21 protein-coding genes are annotated in these 23,103 nt (G+C 69.0%); 4 read left to right on the top strand and 17 right to left on the bottom strand.

What is annotated here, in order from left to right; translation table 11 throughout:
* Positions 1–157: 157 nt before the first annotated feature.
* The 6 genes from D0D37_RS01645 to D0D37_RS01620 form a co-directional block, all read right to left on the bottom strand.
* The gene (locus D0D37_RS01645; RefSeq protein WP_116198696.1) at positions 158–742 is read right to left on the bottom strand and encodes a hypothetical protein; all 585 of its coding nucleotides are present in this window, start codon (positions 740–742) and stop codon (positions 158–160) included.
* A 98-nt stretch (positions 743–840) separates the two neighbouring features.
* Positions 841–1,410: a TetR/AcrR family transcriptional regulator gene (locus D0D37_RS01640; RefSeq protein ID WP_116198757.1), complete on the bottom strand. Its 570-nt coding sequence runs from the start codon at positions 1,408–1,410 to the stop codon at positions 841–843.
* 63 nt (positions 1,411–1,473) lie between these two features.
* Positions 1,474–2,646, bottom strand: a complete 1,173-nt coding sequence (locus tag D0D37_RS01635) for a serine hydrolase domain-containing protein (protein WP_116198695.1) — start codon at positions 2,644–2,646, stop codon at positions 1,474–1,476.
* Positions 2,643–3,965, bottom strand: a complete 1,323-nt coding sequence (locus D0D37_RS01630) for an MFS transporter (protein ID WP_116198694.1) — start codon at positions 3,963–3,965, stop codon at positions 2,643–2,645. The genes D0D37_RS01635 and D0D37_RS01630 overlap by 4 nt, the downstream gene beginning before the upstream one ends.
* Positions 3,962–5,152: an acyl-CoA dehydrogenase family protein gene (locus D0D37_RS01625; RefSeq protein WP_116198693.1), complete on the bottom strand. Its 1,191-nt coding sequence runs from the start codon at positions 5,150–5,152 to the stop codon at positions 3,962–3,964. The genes D0D37_RS01630 and D0D37_RS01625 overlap by 4 nt, the downstream gene beginning before the upstream one ends.
* Positions 5,153–5,163: 11 nt before the next feature.
* The gene (locus tag D0D37_RS01620; RefSeq protein WP_116198692.1) at positions 5,164–6,708 is read right to left on the bottom strand and encodes an acyl-CoA synthetase; all 1,545 of its coding nucleotides are present in this window, start codon (positions 6,706–6,708) and stop codon (positions 5,164–5,166) included.
* Between the two features lie 109 nt (positions 6,709–6,817).
* Here D0D37_RS01620 and D0D37_RS01615 point away from each other — a divergent pair, with 109 nt between their 5' ends.
* Positions 6,818–7,456, top strand: a complete 639-nt coding sequence (locus tag D0D37_RS01615) for a TetR/AcrR family transcriptional regulator (RefSeq protein ID WP_116198691.1) — start codon at positions 6,818–6,820, stop codon at positions 7,454–7,456.
* Between the two features lie 3 nt (positions 7,457–7,459).
* Here the strand turns inward: D0D37_RS01615 and D0D37_RS01610 are convergent, their stop codons facing one another.
* Complete coding sequence (locus D0D37_RS01610) at positions 7,460–8,452, bottom strand: helix-turn-helix transcriptional regulator (protein ID WP_116198690.1); 993 nt, start codon at positions 8,450–8,452, stop codon at positions 7,460–7,462.
* Between the two features lie 86 nt (positions 8,453–8,538).
* On the opposite strand from D0D37_RS01610, the gene D0D37_RS01605 reads away from it, so the two are divergent.
* Complete coding sequence (locus D0D37_RS01605) at positions 8,539–9,753, top strand: FAD-dependent oxidoreductase (protein ID WP_116198689.1); 1,215 nt, start codon at positions 8,539–8,541, stop codon at positions 9,751–9,753.
* A gap of 13 nt (positions 9,754–9,766) precedes the next feature.
* On the opposite strand, the gene D0D37_RS01600 is transcribed toward D0D37_RS01605, so the two are convergent.
* The 9 genes from D0D37_RS01600 to D0D37_RS01560 all read right to left on the bottom strand — a co-directional run bounded on the left by D0D37_RS01600 (position 9,767) and on the right by D0D37_RS01560 (position 19,630).
* Positions 9,767–10,267 carry a helix-hairpin-helix domain-containing protein gene (locus tag D0D37_RS01600; protein ID WP_116198688.1) on the bottom strand — a complete coding sequence of 167 codons (501 nt, stop codon included), beginning with the start codon at positions 10,265–10,267 and terminating at the stop codon, positions 9,767–9,769.
* A gap of 46 nt (positions 10,268–10,313) precedes the next feature.
* Complete coding sequence (locus tag D0D37_RS01595; protein ID WP_116198687.1) at positions 10,314–11,042, bottom strand: alpha/beta fold hydrolase; 729 nt, start codon at positions 11,040–11,042, stop codon at positions 10,314–10,316.
* Positions 11,043–11,538: 496 nt separating this feature from the next.
* On the bottom strand, positions 11,539–12,129 hold the full coding sequence (locus tag D0D37_RS01590) for a TetR/AcrR family transcriptional regulator (RefSeq protein WP_116198686.1): 591 nt from the start codon (positions 12,127–12,129) through the stop codon (positions 11,539–11,541).
* A 143-nt stretch (positions 12,130–12,272) separates the two neighbouring features.
* Positions 12,273–13,088 carry an ABC transporter ATP-binding protein gene (locus D0D37_RS01585; protein WP_116198685.1) on the bottom strand — a complete coding sequence of 272 codons (816 nt, stop codon included), beginning with the start codon at positions 13,086–13,088 and terminating at the stop codon, positions 12,273–12,275.
* Positions 13,085–14,911 (bottom strand): dipeptide/oligopeptide/nickel ABC transporter permease/ATP-binding protein, encoded by a 1,827-nt coding sequence (locus D0D37_RS01580; protein WP_116198684.1) that lies wholly within the window; start codon positions 14,909–14,911, stop codon positions 13,085–13,087. The genes D0D37_RS01585 and D0D37_RS01580 overlap by 4 nt, the downstream gene beginning before the upstream one ends.
* On the bottom strand, positions 14,908–15,849 hold the full coding sequence (locus tag D0D37_RS01575; protein WP_116198683.1) for an ABC transporter permease: 942 nt from the start codon (positions 15,847–15,849) through the stop codon (positions 14,908–14,910). The genes D0D37_RS01580 and D0D37_RS01575 overlap by 4 nt, the downstream gene beginning before the upstream one ends.
* Before the next feature lie 62 nt (positions 15,850–15,911).
* Positions 15,912–17,435 (bottom strand): ABC transporter substrate-binding protein, encoded by a 1,524-nt coding sequence (locus tag D0D37_RS01570; RefSeq protein ID WP_116198682.1) that lies wholly within the window; start codon positions 17,433–17,435, stop codon positions 15,912–15,914.
* A 172-nt stretch (positions 17,436–17,607) separates the two neighbouring features.
* Positions 17,608–18,585 carry a methyltransferase gene (locus D0D37_RS01565; RefSeq protein ID WP_116198681.1) on the bottom strand — a complete coding sequence of 326 codons (978 nt, stop codon included), beginning with the start codon at positions 18,583–18,585 and terminating at the stop codon, positions 17,608–17,610.
* A gap of 88 nt (positions 18,586–18,673) precedes the next feature.
* The gene (locus D0D37_RS01560) at positions 18,674–19,630 is read right to left on the bottom strand and encodes an aldo/keto reductase (RefSeq protein ID WP_116198680.1); all 957 of its coding nucleotides are present in this window, start codon (positions 19,628–19,630) and stop codon (positions 18,674–18,676) included.
* Positions 19,631–19,716: 86 nt separating this feature from the next.
* Between D0D37_RS01560 and D0D37_RS01555 the strand changes: the two genes are divergently transcribed.
* A complete protein-coding gene (locus D0D37_RS01555; protein ID WP_116198679.1) occupies positions 19,717–20,439 on the top strand; it encodes an SDR family NAD(P)-dependent oxidoreductase in 723 nt (240 codons plus the stop codon).
* 63 nt (positions 20,440–20,502) lie between these two features.
* Here the strand turns inward: D0D37_RS01555 and D0D37_RS01550 are convergent, their stop codons facing one another.
* On the bottom strand, positions 20,503–21,864 hold the full coding sequence (locus D0D37_RS01550; protein WP_208719747.1) for an amidohydrolase: 1,362 nt from the start codon (positions 21,862–21,864) through the stop codon (positions 20,503–20,505).
* 104 nt (positions 21,865–21,968) lie between these two features.
* Between D0D37_RS01550 and D0D37_RS01545 the strand changes: the two genes are divergently transcribed.
* A complete protein-coding gene (locus D0D37_RS01545; RefSeq protein WP_116198677.1) occupies positions 21,969–23,078 on the top strand; it encodes a zinc-binding dehydrogenase in 1,110 nt (369 codons plus the stop codon).
* Positions 23,079–23,103: the final 25 nt, after the last annotated feature.

The raw sequence follows: 23,103 nt of genomic DNA, 5'->3' as shown, positions 1-23,103 counted from the left end.
CAGGCCGGACGGACGAGTGGCCGCGCCAGGCAGCAGTTCCCGGACCCATTGCGTGACCCGCCTTCGAGTTGGGCGAGCCAGGACCAAGGGGCAGGATTCGCACTGGGTTCTCCTCCCGCTCGTCCCGCAGTCGACGCTAAACCGGCACGACCCGCGGTCACTGCGGGCGGACGTCCGCGCTGCCGGAGTCTTTGGTCCCCAGGCCAGAGGCAGTGCGGCCCAGCCGGAGCGCGGAGACCAGGAAGAAGATCCCGCCCAGCACCGCGTATCCGGCCACGGTGGCCAGCGACGGGTTCGGCGCGGCGGCGCTGACGATGAAGTTCGCCCCGGCCAGCACGGAGATGCCGCCGCTCAGGATCATCGGCCACTGGCCGCCCATCCTCCGCCTGCCCACGGCCACGAGAAGCTGCACAAGACCGGCCAGGACCGCCCAAGCACCCCAAACCCGCAGCACGGCCGGGACGCCGGACGCGCTGGCGACCGCGATGCCGATTCCCGCCAGCAGGCTGAGCGCGATGTTCACGTACAACCCGGCGGCACGGGAAGACCGCGCGTCCACGATCGCGGCGGCGACGTCGAACAGCGGATACCCGACGACGAGCACGACCCCGATCGGGCCGACCTGCGACTTCGAGGTGAGGAACAGCAGCGTCGCCCAGACAAGGGCGAAGGCGAACCGCACGAAATACAGCCGGCGCAACGGGGCCGCGCTTCCGGCGGCGGGCTTGTCAACGATGGTCACGGTGATCCTTCCGGGACTCAGGTAGAACGAACGTTCTGTCTCTCTGAGCCTGTCGGCACGCCTGGGCAGCGTCAAGGAGGAACGGTCTTTCCGAAGTGTTACGTCGCCGCGGAGTCGAGGCGGAACTGCAGGATGCCGTCGACGCCCTGAAGGAACGTCTCGCCGACGTCGACCGAGTCCGTCAGGCAGCCCGATGCCATCGCACCGTCGCGCAGCAGCACGAAATGCCGTCCCGCGGGCTCCGGCGGGGTGTCGCCGATCTGGGCGAGCAAGTCCGTAATGGTGCGGAGGAACCATTCCCGATGCGCCAGAACAGCTTGGTGCACCGGGTGTTCGGGGTCCGGGTATTCCGCCGCCGCGTTGAGAAACGCGCAACCGCGGAAGTGCGCCGACTGGATGCTCACCGCGATGAACTCGGCGATAGCCCGCAGAGCGTCGGCCGCGTGCGGGTTGCCGAGGAGGATCTTGCCTATCCCGTCGCGCTCCATTTCGGAGACGCCTTGCAGGTACGCGACGACGAGGTCTTCCTTGCCGGGGAAATGCCGGTACAGCGTGGCCCGGGTGACCTTGGCTTCGGCCACGATCCGGTCGATTCCGACCGAGTGGAGGCCTTCCGCGTAGAAGATCCGGGTGGCCGTCGCGAGCAGCCTCGACCGCGCTTCGGACACCCGGACCTTCTCCGCCACAACGGCCACGCTAGCAGAGAGAACGTTCGGTATCGCCGCGTCGCGCTACCCGGCGAGATGATCACCGATCTGGGCGAACACGGCTTCGAGCGGCGGCACCGGGACCGACGGCGACATCAGGTGCGATCCGTAGTGCGCGATGACCAGCTCCCGGCCCGGACTGACCTGCAGACGCTGACCGTGGATACCGCGCGCGCCGAACGTGCCGTGGCCATCGTCAGGGACCCACCAGAAATTGTGGTAACCGATCGGCCGCGCGGCTCCAGTCGGCAAGGCGCGCTGAGCGGGACCGGGCGGCACCTCAGTCAGATCGGCGACGACACGTTCCGGCACGATCTGCTGCGCGCCGATCGCACCGCCATTGCGCAGCATCTCCCCTACCCGGGCTAGGTCGCGAAGGGTCGCGCTGTAGCGGCCGCAGGCGATCTCCGTGCCGGTGGGATCCAGGCAGTAGGCGCCGTCCTCTTCCGCGCCCAGCCGGGCCCAGACCCGTTCGCTCCACAGATCGGCGAGGTTGGCGCCGGTGACGCGGCGAAGAGCTTCGGCCACGGCCTCGGTGTTTCCGTTGTCGTAGCGGAATTCGGTTCCCGGCGGTGCGACGGCCTGCGCGGTGGCGAGGTGCTCCTTGACGCTCGTCGGCCCGGCGTAGCCAGCGGGACGGGGCACGATGCCGACGGCGGCGAAATACCGTTGCGCCTCAAGGGGTTTGCAGAACGGCCGACCGCCGTAGTCCATCACGGTGCCCATGTGCAGCAGGTGGTGGATCGTGGCGTCACCGAACGCGGTGCCCGCGAGTTCGGGCGCGTAGTGGGCCAGCGGTTGATCGGCCTCGAGCACGCCTTCGTCCAGGAGGAGTGCGGCGAGCAGCCCGGCCCACGACTTCGCGACCGACGCGGACAGGTGGACGTCGTGCGGCCGCATGCCGTGGAAATATCGCTCGTAGACGATCTTTCCCTGGTGTGCGACCAGGATCGCGTCGGTTTCCGCGCCGGCCAGGAACTCAGTCAGAGTGACCGTCGGTCCCCCGGTGCGCGGGGTGACAAACAGGTCGTCGAGGTCGCGGGAACCCTCGGGCAGGTCCCAGCGGGGGCCGGAGCCGCGCCACACCCGCCGGGTCGGGCCGGTTTCCCTGGCCCGCGTCATGCCGAGGCGGACGAACGCCGGGTCGACGTAGCCGCGGCTCCAGTAGGCATTGTCCACTGTGTACGGACTGGTCACGGTTTCTCCTTGGCTACGGCGAATGCCGCGATCCGGCGGGCGTCGCGTTCCGGGCGCACGAAGAACAGCGCGGCCAGCCCGCCCGTGATCATCAGGACTCCGGGAATCGCGAACGCGGTGGCGAACCCGGCGGCCGGTCCGTCGGCGGCCTCGACGAGCCGGCCGGTGAGGTACGGAGCGAGCAGCCCGGCGACGGTGACCAGCGCGACGCTGACCGACAGCACCGCACCTCGCTGCGCGGGCGGGCTGATCTCGCTGTTGACCGTCTGCCCGTTGGCGAAGGTGACGCCGTGGAAGCTGAACGCCACCGCGATCAGGACGATTCGCAGCGCGGGCTGCGTCACGGTCGGCAGCAGCACCATCGCCAAGCCCGCCAGGATCAGCACGCAGCCGCCGAGGATGCCGCGGGCGATCCGGCTGGGCACGCCGAGATGCAACAGCCATTGGGTGATCGCGCCGTGCGTGAAGGTCAGGATCAGCCCGGCCACCCACGGAATCGTCGTGATCGCGGCCGCCTCGCCGGGGCTGTAGCCGAGCGCCATTTCGAGGTAGGACGGCAGCCAGGCGACCATCAGCGTGGAAGTCCAGTACGCGCCGAACGCGCCCGTGAACCCGCCGAGCCACGTTCCGGACAGCAGGATCCGCCGATACGGAACGCGGCTGGCCGGGACCGGCGCCGCACCGGCCGGGGCGTGGTCGACCGGGCCGTCGCGGCCGATCACCAGCCACAGCAGGCACCAGACGCAGCCCACCAGGAACATCGCCAGGAACGCGGCCCGCCAGCCGAAGTGCACGATCACCACGGTGAGCAGCGGAGTCGCGATCGCCCCGCCCAGCGCGCCGCCGCCGACGATCAGCGCGCTCGGGATGTTGCGCTTGGCATTGGGAAACCAGCTGTAGGCGGCGTGCAGCGCCATCGGCTGCGCGGGTCCTTCGGCGGCGCCGAGCACGATCCGGCTGAGCAGAAGCAGTCCTACCCCGCTCGCGGCGACCACGGACACCTGCGTCACCGCCCAGACCAGCGCGAGCACCAGCAGGATCCACCGCGTCGAGATCCGGCTCGACGCGAAGCCGACCGCCAGCGCGCACACGCTGAACAGGAAGAAGAACGCACTCGACAGCAGGCCGTACTGCGACGGGCTCAGTCCGAACTCGTGCATGATCGGCCGCGCCGCCAGCCCGAGGACGGCCTTGTCGCCGTAGTTGATCAGCATGAACAGCAGCAGCATCGCCACCACTGACCAGCGGCGCAGCCAACTGCTCCCGGTGACGCCGTCTGTGAGCGCCGCTGACCGCGCCCGGGTCCCGGCGGGCTTCATCGCTGTGTCCCGGACGGCTGGAGCAGGGCCTTGGCGATCCCGTTCTTCTGAATCTCCGACGACCCGGTCAGCACGCGGAACATCCGCAGGCGGCGGAACAGCCACTCCACCTCGGCCCCGCGCACGAGCCCGGCCTTGCCGTGGATCTGCACCGCTTCGTCGGCGATGCGGAAGGCGTTCTCCGCCACGAACAGCTTGCACATGAACGCCTCCGTGCTCGGTTTGCTTCCGGAGTCCAATTCGGACAGTGCGTCGTAGGTCATGGCGCGGGCCGCGTAGTACGCGGTGGCCATGTTGGCGATCTTGTGCTGGATCGACTGCAGCGCCGCCAGCGGGCCGCCGAACACCTGGCGGGTACGGGCGAATTCGATGGTGAGTTCCAGCGCGCGACGTGCGTGGCCGAGCACGGTCGGGCAGTGCAGCAGCCGGTTGGTGGTGACCCGGCCGAGCCCGATGCGCAGCCCGTCGCCGACCCGGCCGAGCAGCTGCTGCGGGCCGACGTAGCAGCTGTCGAGGATGATGTCGGATTCGATGTGCTGGCCGGACATCGGAACCTCGCCGTCGGCGACGGTGCAGCCCGGCGAGTCGAGATCGACCAGGAACGCCGAGTAGCTCTCCTCCTCCCCTGCCATCCGGGCGACCAGCACGGAGAAGTCGGCGATGGGACCGGCCGAGGAGAACACTTTGTGACCGCTGATCCGCCAGCCGTCGCCGTCCGGGGTCGCCGTGGTGTGCATGGCGCGCACGTCCGACCCGGCATTGGTTTCGGTGAGCGAGAAGCAGCACGCGCGTTCCCCGCGAACCACCGGCAGCAGGTATCGCTCGCGCTGGTCGTCGGTGGCCGTCGTGAAGATCGCGCCAGCGCGCAGCGGGCCGCCGAGATCGCCGAGCACGCAGTGGTAGAGGATGCGGCCGGACGCGCCGACTTCCTCTTTGAGCGCGGCCAGTTCGGTGTAGCTCAGGTCGAGGCCGCCGTACTCGCTGGGCAGGTGGACGCCGTAAAAACCCAGCTCGCGGCAGCGTTTCCACACCGGTTCGATCATGGCCCGGGTCAGCGGCGTCTCCGGGGTCAGCCCGAGGGCGGCCTCGTAATCGGCGAGTTCGCCGGACAAGTATTCGCGCAGCCGGCCGACCAGCTCCGCCAAGCGCGGGTTGTCGTCATACGCCGGGGTAAGGGTGAAGGACATGCCGGGCCTCCTCAGTGGACTTTCCGTGCTTCGCCCGCCCAATACCGGTCCCGCACCGCGCGCCGGTCGATCTTGCCGTTGCGGTTCACCGGGAGTTCGTCGGCGAAATCCACCGAGCGAGGCTTCTTGATGCGTGCCAACCGTTCCGCGCAGAACTCGATCAGCTCCTCGGCGGTCACCTCAGACCGGCGGACGACGACCGCCTTCACCGCTTCGCCCCACTGCTCGTCGGGCACGCCCACCACGCACGCCTCGGAAACCGCGGGATGTTCGTAGAGCACGGATTCCACTTCGGTGCAGAAAATGTTGTAGCCGCCGGAAATGATCATGTCCTTCTTGCGGTCCACAATGAACAGATAGCCGTCGGCGCGCAGGTAACCGATGTCGCCGGTGTACACCCAGCCGTCGCGGAACGTCTCCGCGGACAGATCCGGTTCGTGCCAGTACTCCGTGACGCAGTCCGGCCCGCGCACCACCACCTCGCCGAGTTCTCCGGCAGGCACCGGCTGTCCGTCGTCGTCGACCACCCGGACCTCGGAGTCGAACAACGGCCGCCCGGCCGAGGACAGCAGTTCCGGGTCCTCCTCGATGCCGCGCACCACGTCCTGGCAGGTCAGCACCGTGACGCCGCTGGTGGTCTCGCCTTGGCCGTAGCCCTGCATCACCACCGGGCCGAACGCCGCCACCGCGTCGCGCAACCGCTGCGGCGACACCGGCGCGCCGCCCACCCGCACACAGCGAAGCGAGGACACGTCCGCGGTGTGGACGCCCGGATGCGACAGCACCATGTTCAGCATCACCGGCACCAGGAACGTCGAGGTGATCCGCTCCTTCTCGACCGCCTGCAAGAACTCCTCGGCGGTGAACCGCGGCAGCACCACCGCGGTCGCCCCGCGAGAAAACGCTGCCAGCAAACCCATTCCGGTCGCGTGCGTGATCGGGCCCGCCGCGAGGTACCGCTCCGAAGCGGACGGCGCTCCTTCCGGACTCATCAACCGCTTGCGCATGTTCGCCAGCCGGTTTCCGTTGGTCTGCACCGCGGCTTTGAGCTTCCCGGTGGACCCGGACGTGAAGTGCAGGACCGACGGATCGTCCGCGCCCACCTCGATCGCGACCGGCTCCGGCGATCCCGCCGCCAGGACGTCGGCGTAAGAGCGGGCGTCCGGTGTGCGGCCGTCGTAGTCGATCAGCGCGCACGACGTTCCGGCGGCCGCCTTCTGTGCCGCTTCGGCGTGCTCGGCGTCGACCAGCAGCACCCGCACGTCCGCGTCGGTCAGGATGTGCTCGACCTCGCCCGCGGACAGCCGCGCACTGATCGGCACGCGCAGGAAACCGCCCTTGTAGCAAGCGATCTCGGTCTCCACGAGATCCGCGCTGTTGCCCGCGAAGGTGGCCACGGCCTGCCCGGGCTCGACGCCGGACGCGAGCAGCGCGGACGCCAGCCGGTTCGTCCGCTCCTCCAGCTCGCGATAGGTCCACCGCCGCTCGCCGCACACCAGCGCCTGCTGATCGGGCCAGAACGTGCTGGCACGGGTGACATAGCTGCCCAGGTTCACGCGGACTCCCTGTTTCCGTCAGATTGACCAATGCTGAACACTGTGTCTATTAACGGTCGCGGTGTCAACAGTTCGCTACACTCGGCCCGGCAACGATCGAAGGGGGCCCATGCCGACCACTGACCGACGTACCCGCCGCACCCGCGGCCTGCTCCGCGACGCGCTGGTGTCGCTGGTGCTCGAACGCGGATACGCCAACGTGACGGTGGAGGACATCACCGAACGGGCCGACCTGGGCCGCGCGACGTTCTACAGCCACTACCCGGACAAGGACGCGCTGCTGCGGCACGTCGTCACCGAACTCCAGGAGGAGCTGGACGAACGGCTGCGCCCGCTGGTCCCGGCGTCCTCGGTGGGCTTCACCGGCAAACCGGCACTCGAACTGTTCCGGCACGCCCGCGAGAACCGGGATCTCTACCTGCTGATCCTGCGCGGCGAAGGCGACGGCCGGGCGCTGCGGCAGTTCACCGACGCGCGCATCGACGCGGTGTGCTCGGTGTTCAAGTCCCGGGCCGACCACCACGACGTCAAACCGCGCATCGACCTCGGCGTGCTCGCCAGGGCGTGGGTCGGCGAACAGCTCGCCGTGCTGCGCTGGTGGCTTGAAACGGAACCCGCACCGATGTCGGCCGAAGAGGCCACGGGGATGCTGCAGAATCTGTCGCTGCGCGGACGCTACTGGGCCAACGGTTTCGAAGGCGACCCGCCGGAGCCTGCACCGGCCGGAGCGGAGTCACCGCAGCCCTAACGCTTACCCAGCGGCGATCTTGGCCCACCGCTGGGTAAGCCGTCGGCAAGCTTCCCTGAGTTCGGGTGGGCGGACTTCGGTCATTTCGGCGTCGAACGTGGCGAGGATTCCCGCGATCCCGGCCCACGACCAAGCTCCGAGTGTCAGCCGCGAATGCTCGGCGTCGAGGTGCTCCACGACGGATCCGCCCGGCGCCCAGCGGGCCACGACGTCCGCGCGCAGGTCGAGCTGGGCGGAGCCGGTGCACGGCCACTCCGCCGGGGTGTCGCCGCGGTCGTGAGTGCTCATCACGAACTGGGCCAGGTCGTCAGCGGGAAGCTCACGAGCCGGGAAATCGCGCGTGGTCGGCCGCGGCCGCAACCGGTCGACTCGGAGCACTCGCCATTGGCTTTCGGTGCGGTCATAGGCGACCAGATACCACCTCGCCGCCCACACGACCAGATGATGCGGCTCGATCTGGTACGCAGGAAGGAAATCGCTGTCCCCGGGCTCGGGGCGAGTCCCGTCCGGACGCAGGGTCTCCGCGACCAGCACCCGACGGTGACGTACCGCAGTCCCGACCGCGGTGAGAGCCGCCGGGTCGATCGGCGGTCCGGGGAATTCCCAGTAGTTCCGCAACCGGGTCAGGCGCAGGGATTTCATCGACGCCCGCAGCGCGGGAGGCATCACCTGGTGCAGGGTCGCCAAGGCGCGCGAAGCGTCGTCGCCTAGCCCGAACATCGTGCTGGGCGCGGTTTGCAACGCCACGGCGACCGCCAGCGCTTGATCGTGGTCGAACAATAACGGCGGCAAGGTGTTCCCGGCACCGAGCTGGTAGCCGCCGTCTGGACCATGCACGGTCTCGATCGAGTAATCGAGCCCGCGCAAGGTTTCGATGTCACGACGGACGGTGCGTTCGCTGGCCTCAAGCCGCGCGGCGAGTTCGCGCAGCGGCCACACCCGGCCTGCTCCCAGCAGAGACAACAGCCGGAGCGCTCGGTGCGAGGTGGTCGCCATCGTCCCATCATGTACTGGCCACTCGGTGTCCACTACCGGGGGCAAGGTGGGTTCCGTTCGAGAGAAGAGCGGAAGGACAGTCAGGCATGCGGGTAGTGGTGGTCGGCGGCGGAATCGGCGGGCTCTCGTTGGGCGCGGGATTGCGCAGCCGGGGATTCGACGTGACGGTGTTCGACCGCGACACCGACGTGACAGCGACCGGCGGCTACCACATCACTTTGGACGACCGGGCACAGTCGGCGCTGGCAGAACTGGTGGAAGCGAAGATCATGCAGCGGCTACTGGCGTCGGGCTCGGCACTCCGGCTCCGCGAACGCGACGCGTTCTGGGACCGCCGCGGCCGGCTTCTCGGACACGGTCCGGACCTGAGCGACAGCGGCAGTGTCGACGTCGACCGGATCACCCTGCGCACGCTGCTGGCCGAAGCGGTCGGCGACGACCTGAACCTGGGACGCACCGTGTCCGGCATCAGCTACGACGGTCCCCACGTCCTCTTCGCCGACGGCACACCGGTTTCTGCGGACCTGGTAGTCGGCGCCGATGGTGCTCACTCGGTAGTCGCCCGGCATCTGGCAGGCGGCCCGACCAACCGTCCGGCGGGCATCATCGGATTCTCCGGCCGCACCCTCCGCCAAGACCTCAGCCTGCCCGAACAGGAGCGGTTGCGATCTCGCTCCGGCACCGCGATCGCACCCCACGGAGCCGCGCTGTACGTCGGTTTCCTCGACCCAGTAGGCAACGCCGCACTCGACGCTCCCGAACTGCGCATGTCCGTCACCACCGGCCCCACCTACATCTGGGGCGCCATGCTCCCGGAATCCACGGCGACCGACTCCCTGCGCACCCTCCGCGGCAGCGAACTGCAGGCCGCGATCCTGGACGTCTTCCGCAAACGACGCTGGGCCGAGCGCACCCTCGAAGTCATCGCGAAGGCCGACCCGCACAGCGTCGCCGCCTTCCGCTTCAACGCCGCCTCCACTCGCGCGGCCGATCTCGCCCCCTGGCCCACCGGCCGAATCACCGCCCTCGGCGACGCCGTCCACGCCACCCCGCCGACCGCCGGAATGGGCGCGGGCGCGGCCATTCGCGACGCCGCCAGCCTGGTCAAGCACCTCACCGAAGCAGACGTCACCACCGCCGTCGCACGTTTCGAGGCCGAAATGCGCCAGCGCGGCGGCGAGGTCCTGGCCTTGGCGATGAAGACGGTCCGATGGATCCTTGCGACCGACACCGCGCTGGGAGCTGCAGCCACTGCTGTCGGCACGCCGCTCCTGGCCGCCGCTGCTCGCCTACGCCGCTAAATAGACGGACGATCTATCGCACCTCGCGAAGCAGACGCACCGCCTTCGGACCGACGCCGTGCAAGGCCAGCAGTTCGGCGTCGGTCCGCTCGGCGGTCTGGGCGAGCGTCGTGATCCCCGCACCATGCAGCGCGCGGGTAGCCGGACTCCCGATCGCCTTGGGCAGGTCGCCGACCTCTCCCGCCACGGCCGTGCCCGCTGCGGCCACCGGAGCAGCCAGTCGCTTCGGCGCGCGGGCCAGCCACGCGCGCCGCACCCAGTGGTTGAGCTGCTGCCCGTTGATGTCCTCGATCGGCAACCGAACCCCAGCCCGCGCAACGCGGCGTGCGGTCGGGTGTTCCGCGCGCATCTCGTCCACATCGGACGCCGTCATCCGCAGAACCACCTGGCGGTCCGGTCGCAGGGCAGCGAACTCCTTGCCCTGCACCGTGAACGCGACCGTGCCGTCAACGGCAGCCTCAGCCGTTTCCGGGTAGGACAGGGCGGTTCTGCGGAGCTGCGCCGGTGTCGTCATGGCCCCCAGGCTGGCACGACTGCGCCGCTCAGGCCATTTCGGCGCCTCAGACAGCCTCGGCCCCGAGGAAGTCGAACACCGCCTCCCGCAGCTCGAGCCCCACCAGCGCACCCCGGTGATCCCCCGAAACCTGCTGCAACCGGGCACCCGGCACCCGCGCGACCAACTGCTCGATCCCGTGCGCCATGAAGTCCTGCCGCCCCGCGACGAACAACGTCGGCACCTGCGGAACCCCAGCACCCGGGTCGAACGGCTCGCTCGCCAGCCCCTCGACGAGATTCAGCAGCGACACCGCGTCCCCCGCCGCCGCCATGGCCGTGATCGCCCCGGTAAGCGGATCAGCAGGCGACGGTCCACCTTGGACAGCCGCCCGAGCAGCCTCGAGATCGACGGCAGCGAACGGTTCCTGCGGACTCAACCCGCCCAGCACCAGCCGCCGCACCGAAACCTTGGGATGCGACGCAAGATCCCACGCAAGCCGAGCCCCGAGCGAATACCCGACGACGTCGACCTCATCCGCCCCAGCACATTCCGCCAGCGCATCCACCACCCGAGTCGCGGTGACCTCCGCGGCCTCGCGAACCTTGGGCCCGCCAGGATGCCCCGGCAAATGCACCACGATCGTCTCCCGCCCCGCAGCCGCCAGCGGATCGGCCCAGTATTCCGCGGGCCAATCAGACGCAGCCGAAGACGCGAACCCATGAATCAGCACGGCAGGAGGCCCAGTGACAGGACGACTGGAAAGCGTGCGAGTGACCGGAAACGCGGAAGTCATTCTCCAAGCGTAGACAAAACCCGCCACCCGGTCCAGCGTTCCGTGAGGGCCACCTTCACGGACTCTGATTCCCTGAGGGTTCCCCTCACGACCAGCGACCGTCCGTGAGGGGCCCCTTCACGGACGCAGATTCAATGCCAGGAACTTAAAACGGCGCTGTCGGTGCGGTTCGAAGTGTGCCTGTCCTGACCGTGGGAGTTGGCGAGGCCGGCACGGGGTTTGCTGTCCGTAAGGGGAACCCTGAGGGACTCTGAGTCCCTCAGGGTTCCCCTCACGGCCCTAAACCGCACCAATGCACCCAACCAACCAGGCACCCACACACCCCCGCACCCCGATACGAAGCCAAAAACGCGGCGCGGGGATGTTTGTCAAGGCATCTTTCCCGCCTTGACAAACATCCCCGCGCCGCAGTCACAATCAGCTTCGGGGTGCCCCGCCGCAACAACGGGCGCAATGTCGCCGCCAGGCGACGAGCCGCCCGAGACCGAGCAAAACCTCAATCCCCGATCCGAGCCATCAACCCGTCCACATAAGCCCGATAACGCCCAGCGACCTTCCCCACCGGATGCATCAGACTAGTCACATTAGCCCCGATCGAAACGGCGATGATCTCATCCGCCAACACCCCGATCGCCGGAGCATCCGCCGCCTCCCCCTTCCCCCGCGCAGCAGCGATCCGCGAAGTCAGCTCAGCCCGCCAACTGGTCAGCAGATCCCGATACTGCCGAGCAAGGTCCGGATTGGCCACCGAATGCTCCCACAACACCAGCAACACCCGAGCCGACGCGATCTGATGCGCATCCGTGGGAATCGCCGCCTCCACAAACCCCCGCAGCGACTCTTTCGGGCTCAGTGAAGGGTCCAGTTCGGACATCCGCTGAGAAGTCTCCTGCAGCACGCTCTCGAACGTGGCCGCGATGATGCTGTCCTTGCTGGGGAAGTAGTGCTTGAGGGCCCCGTTCGCGAACCCGGCCGCGGTGACGATGCTGCGCATCGTGGCGGCCTCGAACCCGCCTTCGATGATCAGCTTTTTGGCGACCTCGACGATTTCCCGTCGTCGCTGATCGTGATCGATGACCTTCGGCATGGTTACAGACTCTAACTCGTATTCTCCCGCGACGGATGTGACCCTGTCCGGCCGCCGCGGGAGGAGTACGGCCGGGAATGCGGGCGCGGAACCGGCCGCCGCGACCCGAGGCCGCAGCGGGCGGAGGAAGCAACGCGAGGGGCTTACCCGAGCCCCAGCCGGGCCGCCCGTCTCTCCGCCTGCCGAGCCGGATCAGCCACCGGAGCGGCCAGCAGCAACCGCTGCGTATACGGGTGCTCCGGCGTCCGCGTAACCACTGCCGTAGGACCGGATTCCACGATCTCTCCCTGATACAGCACCGAAACCCGATGACAGATCCGGTGCACGACCCCCAGGTCATGCGACACGAACAGGTACGACACTCCAGTCTCGCGCTGCAATTCCAGGAACAGCTCGAGGATCGTCGCCTGCGTGGTCAGGTCCAGCGCACTCACCGGCTCGTCACAGACGATCAGGCGCGGCCGCCGGACCAGCGCCCGCGCGATCGCGATCCGCTGCCGCTGTCCGCCGGAGAACTCCCCCGGATACCGGTGCACCGAGTCGGCGGGCAGGCGCACCCGATCGAGCATGTCCGCGACGGCCGTCCGGGCGTCCGCGCGCGAAGTCCCGGCCACCATCAGCGGTTCGGCCAGCACTTCGCCAACAGTCATCGTCGGGTCGAGCGAGCCGTACGGGTCCTGGAACACCACCTGGATGTCGCTGGCCAGCCGGCGCCGCACCGCACCGCGCGCGTGCGTGATGTCCTCGCCGTCGAAGGTGATCCGGCCGGACTCCGGCGCGGCCAGGCCCAGCACGGCTTTGCCCAAAGTGGACTTTCCCGACCCGCTTTCGCCGACCAGCCCGACGCATTCGCCCGGCTTGACGTCCAGTGAAATCCCTTTCAGCGCCCGGAAACGCACCCGGCGGCTGAGCCGGTAGTCGACAACCAGGTCCTCGATCGCGAGCAGCGGAGTCGTCATCGCCCGGCCTCTTCTCCGGTCGCGTGAGCGAGGCCGCGCTGTTCCCAGGCTTCGTCCAACTCGTCCCGTCCTTCGGTGTCGTCCAGCGACGCGCTGATCAGCTCGGCGGTGTAGGGGTCCTCGGGCGCGCGGAAGATCCGTTCCACCGGACCGGTTTCCACGATCCGGCCGTCCTTCATCACCACGACGCGGTCGCAGATGTCCGCGACGACGCCGAAGTTGTGCGTGACGATCACCAGCGCCATCCCGTACTCGGCCTGCAGTTCGCGCAGCAGCTCCAGCACCTCGGCCTGCACGGTGACGTCCAGCGCGGTCGTCGGCTCGTCGGCGACCAGCAGCGACGGCCGCCCGGCCACCGCGCCGGCGATCAGCACGCGCTGCGCCATGCCGCCGGAAATCTGGTGCGGGTAGCTCGCCATCACGCGGTCCGGGTCGGTGAGGCCGACTTGCAGCAGCACCTCGCGCGCCCGCTCCTGCGCCGCGGCCTTGTCCAGCCCGTGCACGCGGCGCAGCGGCTCGACGAGCTGGTGCCCAATCAGGTAGCACGGGTCGAGGTTCGTCATCGGTTCCTGCGGCACGTAGCCGATCTCGCGGCCAAGCAGTTTCGCCCGCTCCCCCGACTTCCCGACCTCGCGCCCGCCGACCCAGATCCCGTCCGCCACCGCGGTCCCGCCCGCCGGCAGGAGATCGAGCACCGAGAACACCGTCTGCGTCTTGCCGGACCCGGATTCGCCGACGATCCCGAGCACCTCGCCGGGAGCCGCGTCGAGAGACACCCCGCGCACGACCTCCTTGACGCCCTTGTCGGTCGCGTACCCGACCCGCAGGTTCTCGATCCGCAGCGCGCAATCCGCCGCCGCGTGCTCGTGACCGCCCGAAGCGCCGCCATTGCCCAAAGCATCCGGCGAAGGAGCCGCGAGTGCTTCCCGCACCCGGGCCCGGCCGCGACGCGTCGGCTGCTCGGCGCGGACGCTCACCAGGTCGGCGAGCGTCGAGCCGATGAACGCCAGCGCGGCGATGGTCACGCCCAGCGCGATCGAGGGCCACAGCAGGATCAGCGGGTACGTCAGCATGTTCAGGAAGCCGTCGTTCATCGTCTGGCCCCAGCTGGGCGTCGACGCCGAGCCGATGCCGAGGAACTGCAGACCGGCCTGCATGCCGATGGCGAGGCCGGCGGTGAGCGCGGTCTGCACGATGATCGGCGCGTACACCGCGCGCAGCAGGTGCGTGCGCAGGATCCGCAGCGTGCCGACACCGGCCACCCGCGCGGCGTCGATGTACGGCTCCTTGCACACCGTCAAAGCGCGGGCGCGGGTGATCCGGTAGTAGCCGGGCGCGAGGAACACGCCGAGCGCGATCATCAGCACGGTGAAGTCCTGGCCGGTTCCCGCCGCGACGACGAGCAGCACGATCATGCCGGGCACCGACTGCAGCGCGTCGCTGATCCACGAGCAGATCCGGTCGGTCGCGCCGCCGAAGTACCCGGCGACCACGCCGGTCGGGACGCCGAGCACGATTCCGGTCACGCAGGTGATCAGTCCGCCGTACAGCGTGGTCCGCGCGCCGTAGAGCAGGCGGCTGAAGATGTCGCGTCCGGCGGAGTCGCCGCCGAGCAGGTGCCCGTTGCCGGGTTCGGCGTGGGTCAGCGCGAAGTCGACGTGGTTCGGGTCGTACGGGGCGAGCCACGGCGCGAACACCGCGGCCAGCACGACGATCGCGAACACGACCAGCGCGAACACGCCGATCGGACGGCGGAAGTACCGGCGCCGCAACGAAATACGCTTCACCGGAGCGAGCGTGGCGGGGAACGGGGCAGCGGTCATCGGTCGCGCACCTTCGGGTTGACCCACCCGAGCACGAGGTCGAGCAGGAAGTTGACGATCACGACGAACACGACGGTCACCGCGGTCAGGCCGAGCAGCACCGGGATGTCCCCGATCTGCGACGCCGACTGCGTCAGGCTGCCGATCCCGGGCAGGTTGAACACGATCTCCACGACCACCGCGCCGCCGAGCAGGCCGACGAACATCAGCGCCAGCACGGTCAGCGCGGACGGCGAAGCGTTCCGCAGCACGTGCGTCGTGACCCGGCGCGACGACAGGCCGCGCGCCCGGAGCGTGCGGACGAAGTCCTGATTCGCGACCTGCAGGAAGCCGTTGCGCAGCTGCTCGGCGATCATCACGATCGCGCCGAGCGACAGCGAGATCGACGGCAGCGCGATCGACCGCAGCCAGCCGACCACCGACTGGTCCGGCGACACATAGCCGACCGCGGGGAACCACTGCAGCTGGATCGCGAACCAGGTGACCAGCACCAGGCTGACCCAGAACCCGGGCAGCGCGAACAGCACCACCGAGGCGAGTTTCAGCACGCGGTCGACCACGCCGCCGGGACGCAGGCCGCAGATGACCCCGACGAGCACGCCCAAGATCGCGGCGAGCAGCGTCGCGGCGACGACGACCGACAGCGTCACCGGCACGCGCAGCGCGATCTGTTCGCCGACCGGCTGGAAATTCCGCCAGGAGGTCCCGAAATCGCCGGTGGCCGCGTGCGACAGCCAGTCCCAGAACTGGACGAGCAGCGGCCGGTCGTACCCGATCTGGGCGCGCAGCGCCGCCTGCTGCGCGGGGGTCGCGCTGTTGCCGAGCAGCCCGGCGGTCGGGTCCCCCACCGCCGTGTGCGCCAGGAAGAACGTGCCGCTCGTGACCAGCACGAGCAGCAGGATCCCGGACACCAGGCGTTTGACGATGAATGTGAGCATGTTCCGGCTCCTCCCCGGGGCCCGTCCCTCCACAAAGGACGAGCCCCGGGACGACGGGCGCGTCAGCCGCGCTGGATGAACCGCAGCGTCGGGAACATCATGCCGGTGATCGGCGTGACGGTGATGCCCTTGACGCTGAAGTAGAGGTTGTCGGCCTGGTACCAGACGTTCCACCAGGCGAGGTCCACGAGCTTCGTGTTGAGCGCCTTGAGCGCCGCGGTCTGCGCCGGGCCGGGCTGGGCCTGCTCCGCCTGCTGCACCAGGGTCTTCACCTCCGGGAAGGCGTCCACCGACGGATTCGGGTTGTACCACTGCTTCGAGGTGACCTGGTCGGTCAGCGTGGCCATGTCGTTGCCGTCCATCGCGATCACCGCGAGGAACATCGGGTACGTCGGCGCGTTCTTCTGGTAGTCCGGCATCGACATGTTCTGCCAGTCGACCTTGATGCCCAGCTGCCCGAACGTCTGCTCTGCGGCGGGCTGCCACGCCTGGAAGATCGTCGACATCGGCATCTTGAGGCTGAAGCCGTTCGCATAGCCCGCTTCGGCGAGCAGCTGCTTGGCCTTCGCGAGGTCAGTCTTGTACTTGCCGTTGCCCGCTGGGTCGTAAACCTGGCTGCCGCTTGGCCACAGCTGGTCGGTGACCGTGCCGGCGTCGTTGCCGACTGCCTTCAGGATTCCGGCCGCGTCGAAGGCGTAGGAAATCGCCTGCCGCACGCGCTGGTCGCCGAGCGCCTTCACCTGGCTGCCGGTGCGGTCGGCGAACTGCACGCCGACCCACGAAGCCGGTTTCTTCGCGACGTTCCAGCCGTTCTGCTGCGCCTTCGGAAGGTTGGCCGCGTTGGCGAACTGGACGTTCAGCTGACCGGACAACATCGCGTTGAAGCTGGCCGCCTGGTCGGTGATCGGGAACAGCCGCACCGTCGGGAACGGGTAGGTCGCGCTGTCCCAGTGCTTCGCGCGCTTCTTGAAAACGTACTGCGACTGTGGCTGCGAGGACGCCTTGTCGAAGGTGTACGGGCCGGAACCGTCCGGGCCATTGGCGAGGGAATTGGCCTTGATCGCCTTCGGCGAGGCCATCCAGCTGCGCCCGAGACCCATGAAGTACAGCAATGCGTCGTCGCGTTCGGACAGAGTGAGCACGACGGTCGACGCGTCCTTCGCCTCAACGCTCTTCACGTCTGTGTAGGCCTGGCCGGACCGGGTGCCTGCCTTGAGGTGGTTGAGGTTCTCGACCGCCGCGGCGGAGTCGAACTTCTGGCCGTCGTCGAACGCGACGTCGTCGCGCAGGTGCATCGTGAGGCTCAGCCGGTCGGCCGACCAGTCCCACGATTTCGCGAGCGCCGGGATGGGCTTGGCGTCCTTGTCCAAGGCGACCAGCGGGTCGTAGACCGCGGACAGGTACGGGCCGTCGAAGCCGATGTCGGCGTTGGCCGGGTCCCACGACGTCACGTCGAGGAACACGCCCGCTTTCAGCTCGTCGGTGCCCGCGCCCGCCCCGGCGGCGCCCGAGCCGGTGCATCCGGCGATCGCGAGCAGCGCCGCGGCGGCCGCCGCGAACAACGCCGCTGTCCTTGTCCTCGTCATTGAGTCCCTCTCTCAGGGTGCTGGACCGCCGGCGGGGTCGCTCGGCGCCCCGCCGGGAACGGCGGGCCTTCGAGTGCGGCCCGGCTCGCCGTGGTGCGGGATAGTCTACGATTGTCGGCTAAAAAATCAACGGGCCGGATGCGTTTGTTATCTCCCGGCCCTGATGCCGTTTTCAGACGGCGTCGGCGACCAGAACGCGCGGGCTTCCGGGCAGTGCGAGGACATCGCATACCCGCCATCCTGCACCGTCCAGCCATTCGCGGACTTCCGCCTCCGGATAGACGACGGTTCCGTCGATCACGAAGTACTCCCCCGCGTGCAGCGCGTCGATCGGCCGCTGCCGTTCGTTGTCGTCGAGGAAGAAGTCCAGCAGCAGCAACGTCGCGCCGTCCGAAGCGGCGGCACGGGCGTTGGCCAGGATTTTCCGGTTCTGTTCCGCGGTGAACCGGTGCACGACGTGGTTCACCATCACCAGATCGTGCTCGCCGCCAGGTTCCGCGGATTCGGTCGGCGCGGGGTCGATGCTCGTGCGATCCGCGCAGCCGGCCGCATTCACCGCGTCGGCGATCCCTTGCGTGGACTCGGGCCCGAAAACGAAGCGAGCGGTCAGTGCGGGATTCGCCCGCAACGCGCCGATCGCGAATTCCGGCGACAATCCGCCCAGATCGAGCATCGAGCGGTAGGGCGAGAAATCGAATGCGCGCGCGAGCATCGACGCGTGCAGCGAGTTGTAGCGCATCACACCCGCCATGAACGTCGCCCAGCGGCCCTCGTCCATCTGGAGGACGCCCGGTTTGCCACTGTCCACAGTGGTGTCGAATTGGAGCCAGTGGCCGTAGCTGATTTCGTTGAGGAAGGTCAGGAACGGCGCCAGATCCGTGGTGCCGTTCCCGCCCAGGTACTCCTGCGCGTCCTCGGCCAGCGAGTAGCGGCCGTCGGTGCGCTCCAGCAGGCCGCGCGCGTTCATCGCGTCGGCCAGGATCCGCGTCAACTGCTCGCCCGTGCCGGTGGAGGCGGCGAGTTCCGGCGCCGTTCGCGGACCGTCGGCGAGTGCGCGGAACAAGCCGATCCGCGAGGCGGCGAACAACTGCTTCGCGCCCATGTACCCGATGGCGATGTCGACGATGCGGTCCGGCGCTGGTTTCGTCATGTGGCGGCTCCTCACGGCGTCGGGGATGCCTCTCCGGGCACCCCGGGGAGCTTTAGTCTACGCACGTCGACAAAAAACACCAGCCCCTTCACCAGGTTCCGTCGGCGGCGACCTCGCGGTCGAGCCACAGTTCCCTCGTCAGCTCGCGAATCCGGTCCGCGCCGACGCGTTCCAGCAAGGCGATCGCACCCGCGTTGTCCTCCAGCTGCGCCTGCCGCGATACGCCCACGAGGACGTTCGCGGTCGCGGGATTGGCCAGGCAGAAGGCAATTCCCAGCTGCGCGGGCGACGCGTCGAGTTCGGCGGCGATCTTCCGCACGGTCGGCCAGGCACCGGCGATCTTCTCCCGGATGCCGCCGACGTCCGCGCCGATCTTGCGGTTCGGCTTTAGATTCCCAACCAGGAGGCCGCCTTCGAAAATGTCCGACGCCTGCAAGGTCAGCTGCCCGGAAGCGAACAGCGGCGCGTAGAACTCGCCCTCGGCCATCGACCGCCGCGCCAGCCCGTACTTGAGCTGCGCGAAAACCGGCGGCGCCAAACCACGTTTGCGCGCAATGTCAAAAGCTTTGCGCAGATCGTCAATGCGCCAATTGTTCACGCCCCACGCGCGGAACCGGCCAGCTTCAATCTGCTCCGCGACGTCCGCGACGACGCGTTCGAGGTCGATTTCGCCGAAGTAGTCACCGACCACGACCACATCGGCCGACTCGACGCCGACGCGTTCCAGCGAGGTGTTCATCTGCTGCGTGAAGCCGACATTCGGGTAGTCCCAGAGCCAGAGTTTCCCGCAGTAGAGCCAATCTTCGCGGGCGAGACCGGCTTCGCGCACCGCGCGGCCGAAGATCTGATCGGTCGTGGAGCCCTCGGCGTGCGGACCCATGTCGTAGTGCGCGACGTCGAAGAAGGCGTACCCGAGTTCGGCCGCGCGGGCGATCAGCGCCACCGCGTCGCCGAACTCCATCCGGTCCCAGGTGTTCCACGAGCCGAGCGACAACGCCGGCACGCGCGGGAACGCCGGGCCCAGTCCAGGTCGATCCGTCGCCACGATTCCTCCTGCGATTCAAGGGATTTATTTTCTACGCTTGTATACTATAAGCCCGCGTACCCCGCTCCCGGCGAAAGGAAACGACGATGCCCGCTGCCCGTACCGTGCTGATCACCGGAGGTGCCGGCGGCATCGGCCGCGCGATCGGCGCCGCCTTCGCCCAGGCCGGCGACGCCGTGGTGCTCGCCGACCTCGACGGCGCCGAAGAAGCCGCCAAACCGGTTGGCGGGCGCGGAATCCGGCTCGACATCACCGACGAGGCCGCGATCTCCGCCGCGCTCGACGAGGTCGGCCCGGTCGACGTCCTGGTCAACAACGCCGGTCTGCTCAGCGTCCACGGCCGGTTGCTGGATCTTCCTGGCGCGGACCTGCTGCGCATTCTCTCGACCAACGTGCACGGCACTTTCCTGATGACGCAGCTGGTCGCCCGCCGGATGGTCGAACGCGCCGAGCCGGGCGTCGTGGTGAACCTGTCCTCGATCGGCGGGCGGCAGCCGACGCCGGGAATGGGAGGTTACGAAAGCAGCAAGGCGGCGGTGGACGCGCTGACCCGCTGGGCGGCGATCGAGTTGGCCGAACACAAGATCCGGGTCAACGCCGTCGCCCCCGGCCCGGTCGCCACGCCGATGCTCGCCGCCGCCATGCCGCCCGGATCGCCCGCCCACGACGCGTGGGTGGCGCGGATCCCGGACGGCCGGATGGCCGCGGTCGAGGACGTCGCCGCCGCAGTGGTGTTCCTGGCGAGCCCGGCCGCCGCCCACATCACCGGCACCAGCCTCCCGGTCGACGGCGGCCAGCTGCTCACCTGAGCCAGCCGTCCGTGAAGGACTCCTCAAGGGAATCTGATTCCCTCAAGGAGTCCTTCACGGACGTTAGGCGATCGTTCCGGGCGAGCGCTCGAAGACGATCTGTCCACCCAGGACAGTCAGGTCGACCTCGACCTCGGGCAGCTCGGCGGGGGTCACCGTCAACGGATCCGCGGACAGCACGCACAGATCAGCCGCCATCCCCGGTTCGAGCGTCCCCTTCCACGAAGCGGCACCGTCCTGCTGGGCCGGGTGCACGGTGTAGCAGCGAAGCAGAGTTTCCATCCGCTGCCGCACGTCCTCGGCCGGGCCCATCCACTGGTCGGCGGCGGCGATTTCCTTCCGCCAGTCCGGCGGCAGCACCGGAGCGTCGGACGTCAGGCAGAGCGGGATCCCAGCGTCGAGCGCCTCCTGCAACGGCCACGCGGTCGCCGAACTGCCCGGCCCGAGCGCCGCGTCGACCACTCCGGCGGTCCGCACGGCGATCCCGGCCTGGGCGGACAGCCCGACCCCCAGCCGGGCCATCCGCTTGAGCTGCGCCGCGCTCACCAGGTCGCCGTGGATGACGTAGTGGCCGAGGTCGACGTCGCGTTCCTCCCGAGCCTGCTCGACGGCGTCCAGCATCAGCTCGATCGCGCGGTCGCCCGTCGCGTGCACACCGACCTGCAGACCGGCCTCGTGCGCGGTGCGGACCATCCGGGTGAAGTTCTCCTCGCGCTCCGGGTCGTCCGCGCCTCCGACCAGCAGGTGGGCGTGGCTGCCGTCGGCGTAGCAGTGGTGGGTGTAGGCCGAGTGCATCGGCGGGATGCCGTCGGCGAAGATCTTGACCCCGCGGAAGTTCAGCCGGCGCGGGTCCGGGCCTGGTCCGTCCACTGTGGCCAGTCCGGTGCGGAAGTTCTCGAACGTGCTCGGCCCGTCGAGTTCGCCGTACAGCCAGAGCGCGGTCACCCGCGCGCGCAGCAGTCCTTCGGCGGCCAGCTCGCGGTACTGCTCGACGACGGACATGCCGAACGCGCCGATGTGCCCGTTGTCCTCCCCCGGTCCGAGACCAGGCTCGGTGTAGCTCGTAATGCCCAGCGCGGCAAGGATTTCGCCCGCGCGGAGGATGGCCGCCCGGCGTTCGGCGGCGGTGCGCAGCGGCTTTTCCGGGCCGGGTCCGGGCGCGCCGTCGTCGGCGAAGAGGGTGTCCGGCCACAGCGCGCCGAGCCAGGCGCCGTGCAGGTGCGCGTCGTTGATGCCCGGCAGGACCGCGCGGTCGCCGAGGTCGAGCACCAACGTGCCGGGGCCGATCAGCTCCCGCACGTCGGCGTCGGTTCCGGCACGAAGCACGCGTCCGTCCCGCACGGCCAGCGCGGTCGCGGGCGCGGCGCCGGCCATGGTGTGCACCGCCGCTGCCCGCAAGACGAGATCCGCAACTGAGGTCGGCACAGGCGCTCCTGGAGGGATTCGGGGACTCGACATTTTTGTCGACGTCCGTAGACTAACCCATCACACGGCCCTCCCGGGCCCGCCAGTCCCCGGAAAGGTTTCCCATGACCGTCCCGACTTCCACCCGCGCCGCGGTGCTGACCGAGCACGGCGCGCCGCTGGAGCTGACCGAACTCCCGCTGCCGGCCGAACTCGAAGCGGGCGCGGCGCTGGTGCGCGTCTCGTGCGCGACGCTGTGCGGCACGGACGTGGAGATCTGGTCCGGGAAAATGAGTTTCCCGGGCATGCTGCCGATGGTGCTGGGCCACGAAATGGCCGGCGAAGTGGTGGCGGCCGGACCGGACACGCGCGACGCGCTCGGCCGCGAGGTCACGGTCGGGTCCCGGATCGGCTGGTCGGAATCGACGTGCGGCGAGTGTTACGGCTGCACCGTGCTGCGCGAACCGGTCGCGTGTTCCCGGCGCGGTTACGGTTTCCTGCAGCGATCCGACGTCGCGCCGTTCGCGATCGCCGGATTGTGCGAATACGCCTACGTCGTCCCGGGCGCGGCGAAGCTCCTGCTGCCTGCCGAGGTGCCCGACACCTGGGCCGCGATGGCCGGATGTGCGGCGAAAACCGTGCTGCGCGCGTTCGACCGGGTCGGCGGCGTCCGGCCCGGATCTCGCGTGGTGGTGCAGGGATCCGGCGCGCTGGGCTTGTTCGCGACTGCGGTCGCGCACCTCAGCGGGGCGGGCAGCGTCATCACTGTCGGCGCTCCCGCGGCACGGCTGGAGCTGGCGAAGGAGTTCGGTGCCGACGAGGTGGTCGAGGTCGCGGGCGGCTCCGACGCGATCGTCGAGCGCGTCACCGAACTGACCGGCGGCCACGGCGGCGACCTGGTCCTGGACTTCGCCGGTGCACCGTCAATCGGCCGCGAGGCGGTCGCGATGGCGGCACAGCGCGGCCGGGTCGTGATCGTCGGCAGCACCGGGCCGGAGCCGACGCCGGTCCCGCTCGGCACGGTGATGGGCAAGGAACTGACCGTCGTCGGTTCGCTCAACGGCGACATCGCCGACTACCACCACGCGATCGAATTCTTCGGTTCGTTCGCCACTCGGATGCCGTGGGACCGGCTGTTCGGCAGCCCGGTCGGACTGTCCGGCGCGAGCGAGCGGATCGAGGCCATGCACCGGCTCGACGAGACGAAAGCCGTCGTCGACCCGCGTCTTCCCTGATCGTCCCTTTCCCTTTACGAGCCAA

Origin of the sequence: Amycolatopsis circi (assembly GCF_003385235.1) — a bacterium.
Taxonomy (GTDB): Bacteria; Actinomycetota; Actinomycetes; order Mycobacteriales; family Pseudonocardiaceae; genus Amycolatopsis; species Amycolatopsis circi.
Note: the sequence above shows the minus strand (reverse complement) of the source record. Positions and strands in the feature narration are given on the sequence as shown.

Excerpts from the sequence above, each read along its gene's own strand:
- D0D37_RS01610 (WP_116198690.1), bottom strand. The coding sequence starts at position 8,452 with ATGGCGACCACCTCGCACCGAGCGCTCCGGCTGTTGTCTCTGCTGGGA.
- D0D37_RS01615 (WP_116198691.1), top strand. The coding sequence starts at position 6,818 with ATGCCGACCACTGACCGACGTACCCGCCGCACCCGCGGCCTGCTCCGC.
- D0D37_RS01630 (WP_116198694.1), bottom strand. The coding sequence starts at position 3,965 with ATGAAGCCCGCCGGGACCCGGGCGCGGTCAGCGGCGCTCACAGACGGC.
- D0D37_RS01585 (WP_116198685.1), bottom strand. The coding sequence starts at position 13,088 with ATGACGACTCCGCTGCTCGCGATCGAGGACCTGGTTGTCGACTACCGG.
- D0D37_RS01605 (WP_116198689.1), top strand. The coding sequence starts at position 8,539 with ATGCGGGTAGTGGTGGTCGGCGGCGGAATCGGCGGGCTCTCGTTGGGC.
- D0D37_RS01575 (WP_116198683.1), bottom strand. The coding sequence starts at position 15,849 with ATGCTCACATTCATCGTCAAACGCCTGGTGTCCGGGATCCTGCTGCTC.
- D0D37_RS01545 (WP_116198677.1), top strand. The coding sequence starts at position 21,969 with ATGACCGTCCCGACTTCCACCCGCGCCGCGGTGCTGACCGAGCACGGC.
- D0D37_RS01625 (WP_116198693.1), bottom strand. The coding sequence starts at position 5,152 with ATGTCCTTCACCCTTACCCCGGCGTATGACGACAACCCGCGCTTGGCG.
- D0D37_RS01555 (WP_116198679.1), top strand. The coding sequence starts at position 19,717 with ATGCCCGCTGCCCGTACCGTGCTGATCACCGGAGGTGCCGGCGGCATC.
- D0D37_RS01565 (WP_116198681.1), bottom strand. The coding sequence starts at position 18,585 with ATGACGAAACCAGCGCCGGACCGCATCGTCGACATCGCCATCGGGTAC.
- D0D37_RS01580 (WP_116198684.1), bottom strand. The coding sequence starts at position 14,911 with ATGACCGCTGCCCCGTTCCCCGCCACGCTCGCTCCGGTGAAGCGTATT.
- D0D37_RS01590 (WP_116198686.1), bottom strand. The coding sequence starts at position 12,129 with ATGCCGAAGGTCATCGATCACGATCAGCGACGACGGGAAATCGTCGAG.
- D0D37_RS01570 (WP_116198682.1), bottom strand. The coding sequence starts at position 17,435 with ATGACGAGGACAAGGACAGCGGCGTTGTTCGCGGCGGCCGCCGCGGCG.
- D0D37_RS01600 (WP_116198688.1), bottom strand. The coding sequence starts at position 10,267 with ATGACGACACCGGCGCAGCTCCGCAGAACCGCCCTGTCCTACCCGGAA.
- D0D37_RS01595 (WP_116198687.1), bottom strand. The coding sequence starts at position 11,042 with ATGACTTCCGCGTTTCCGGTCACTCGCACGCTTTCCAGTCGTCCTGTC.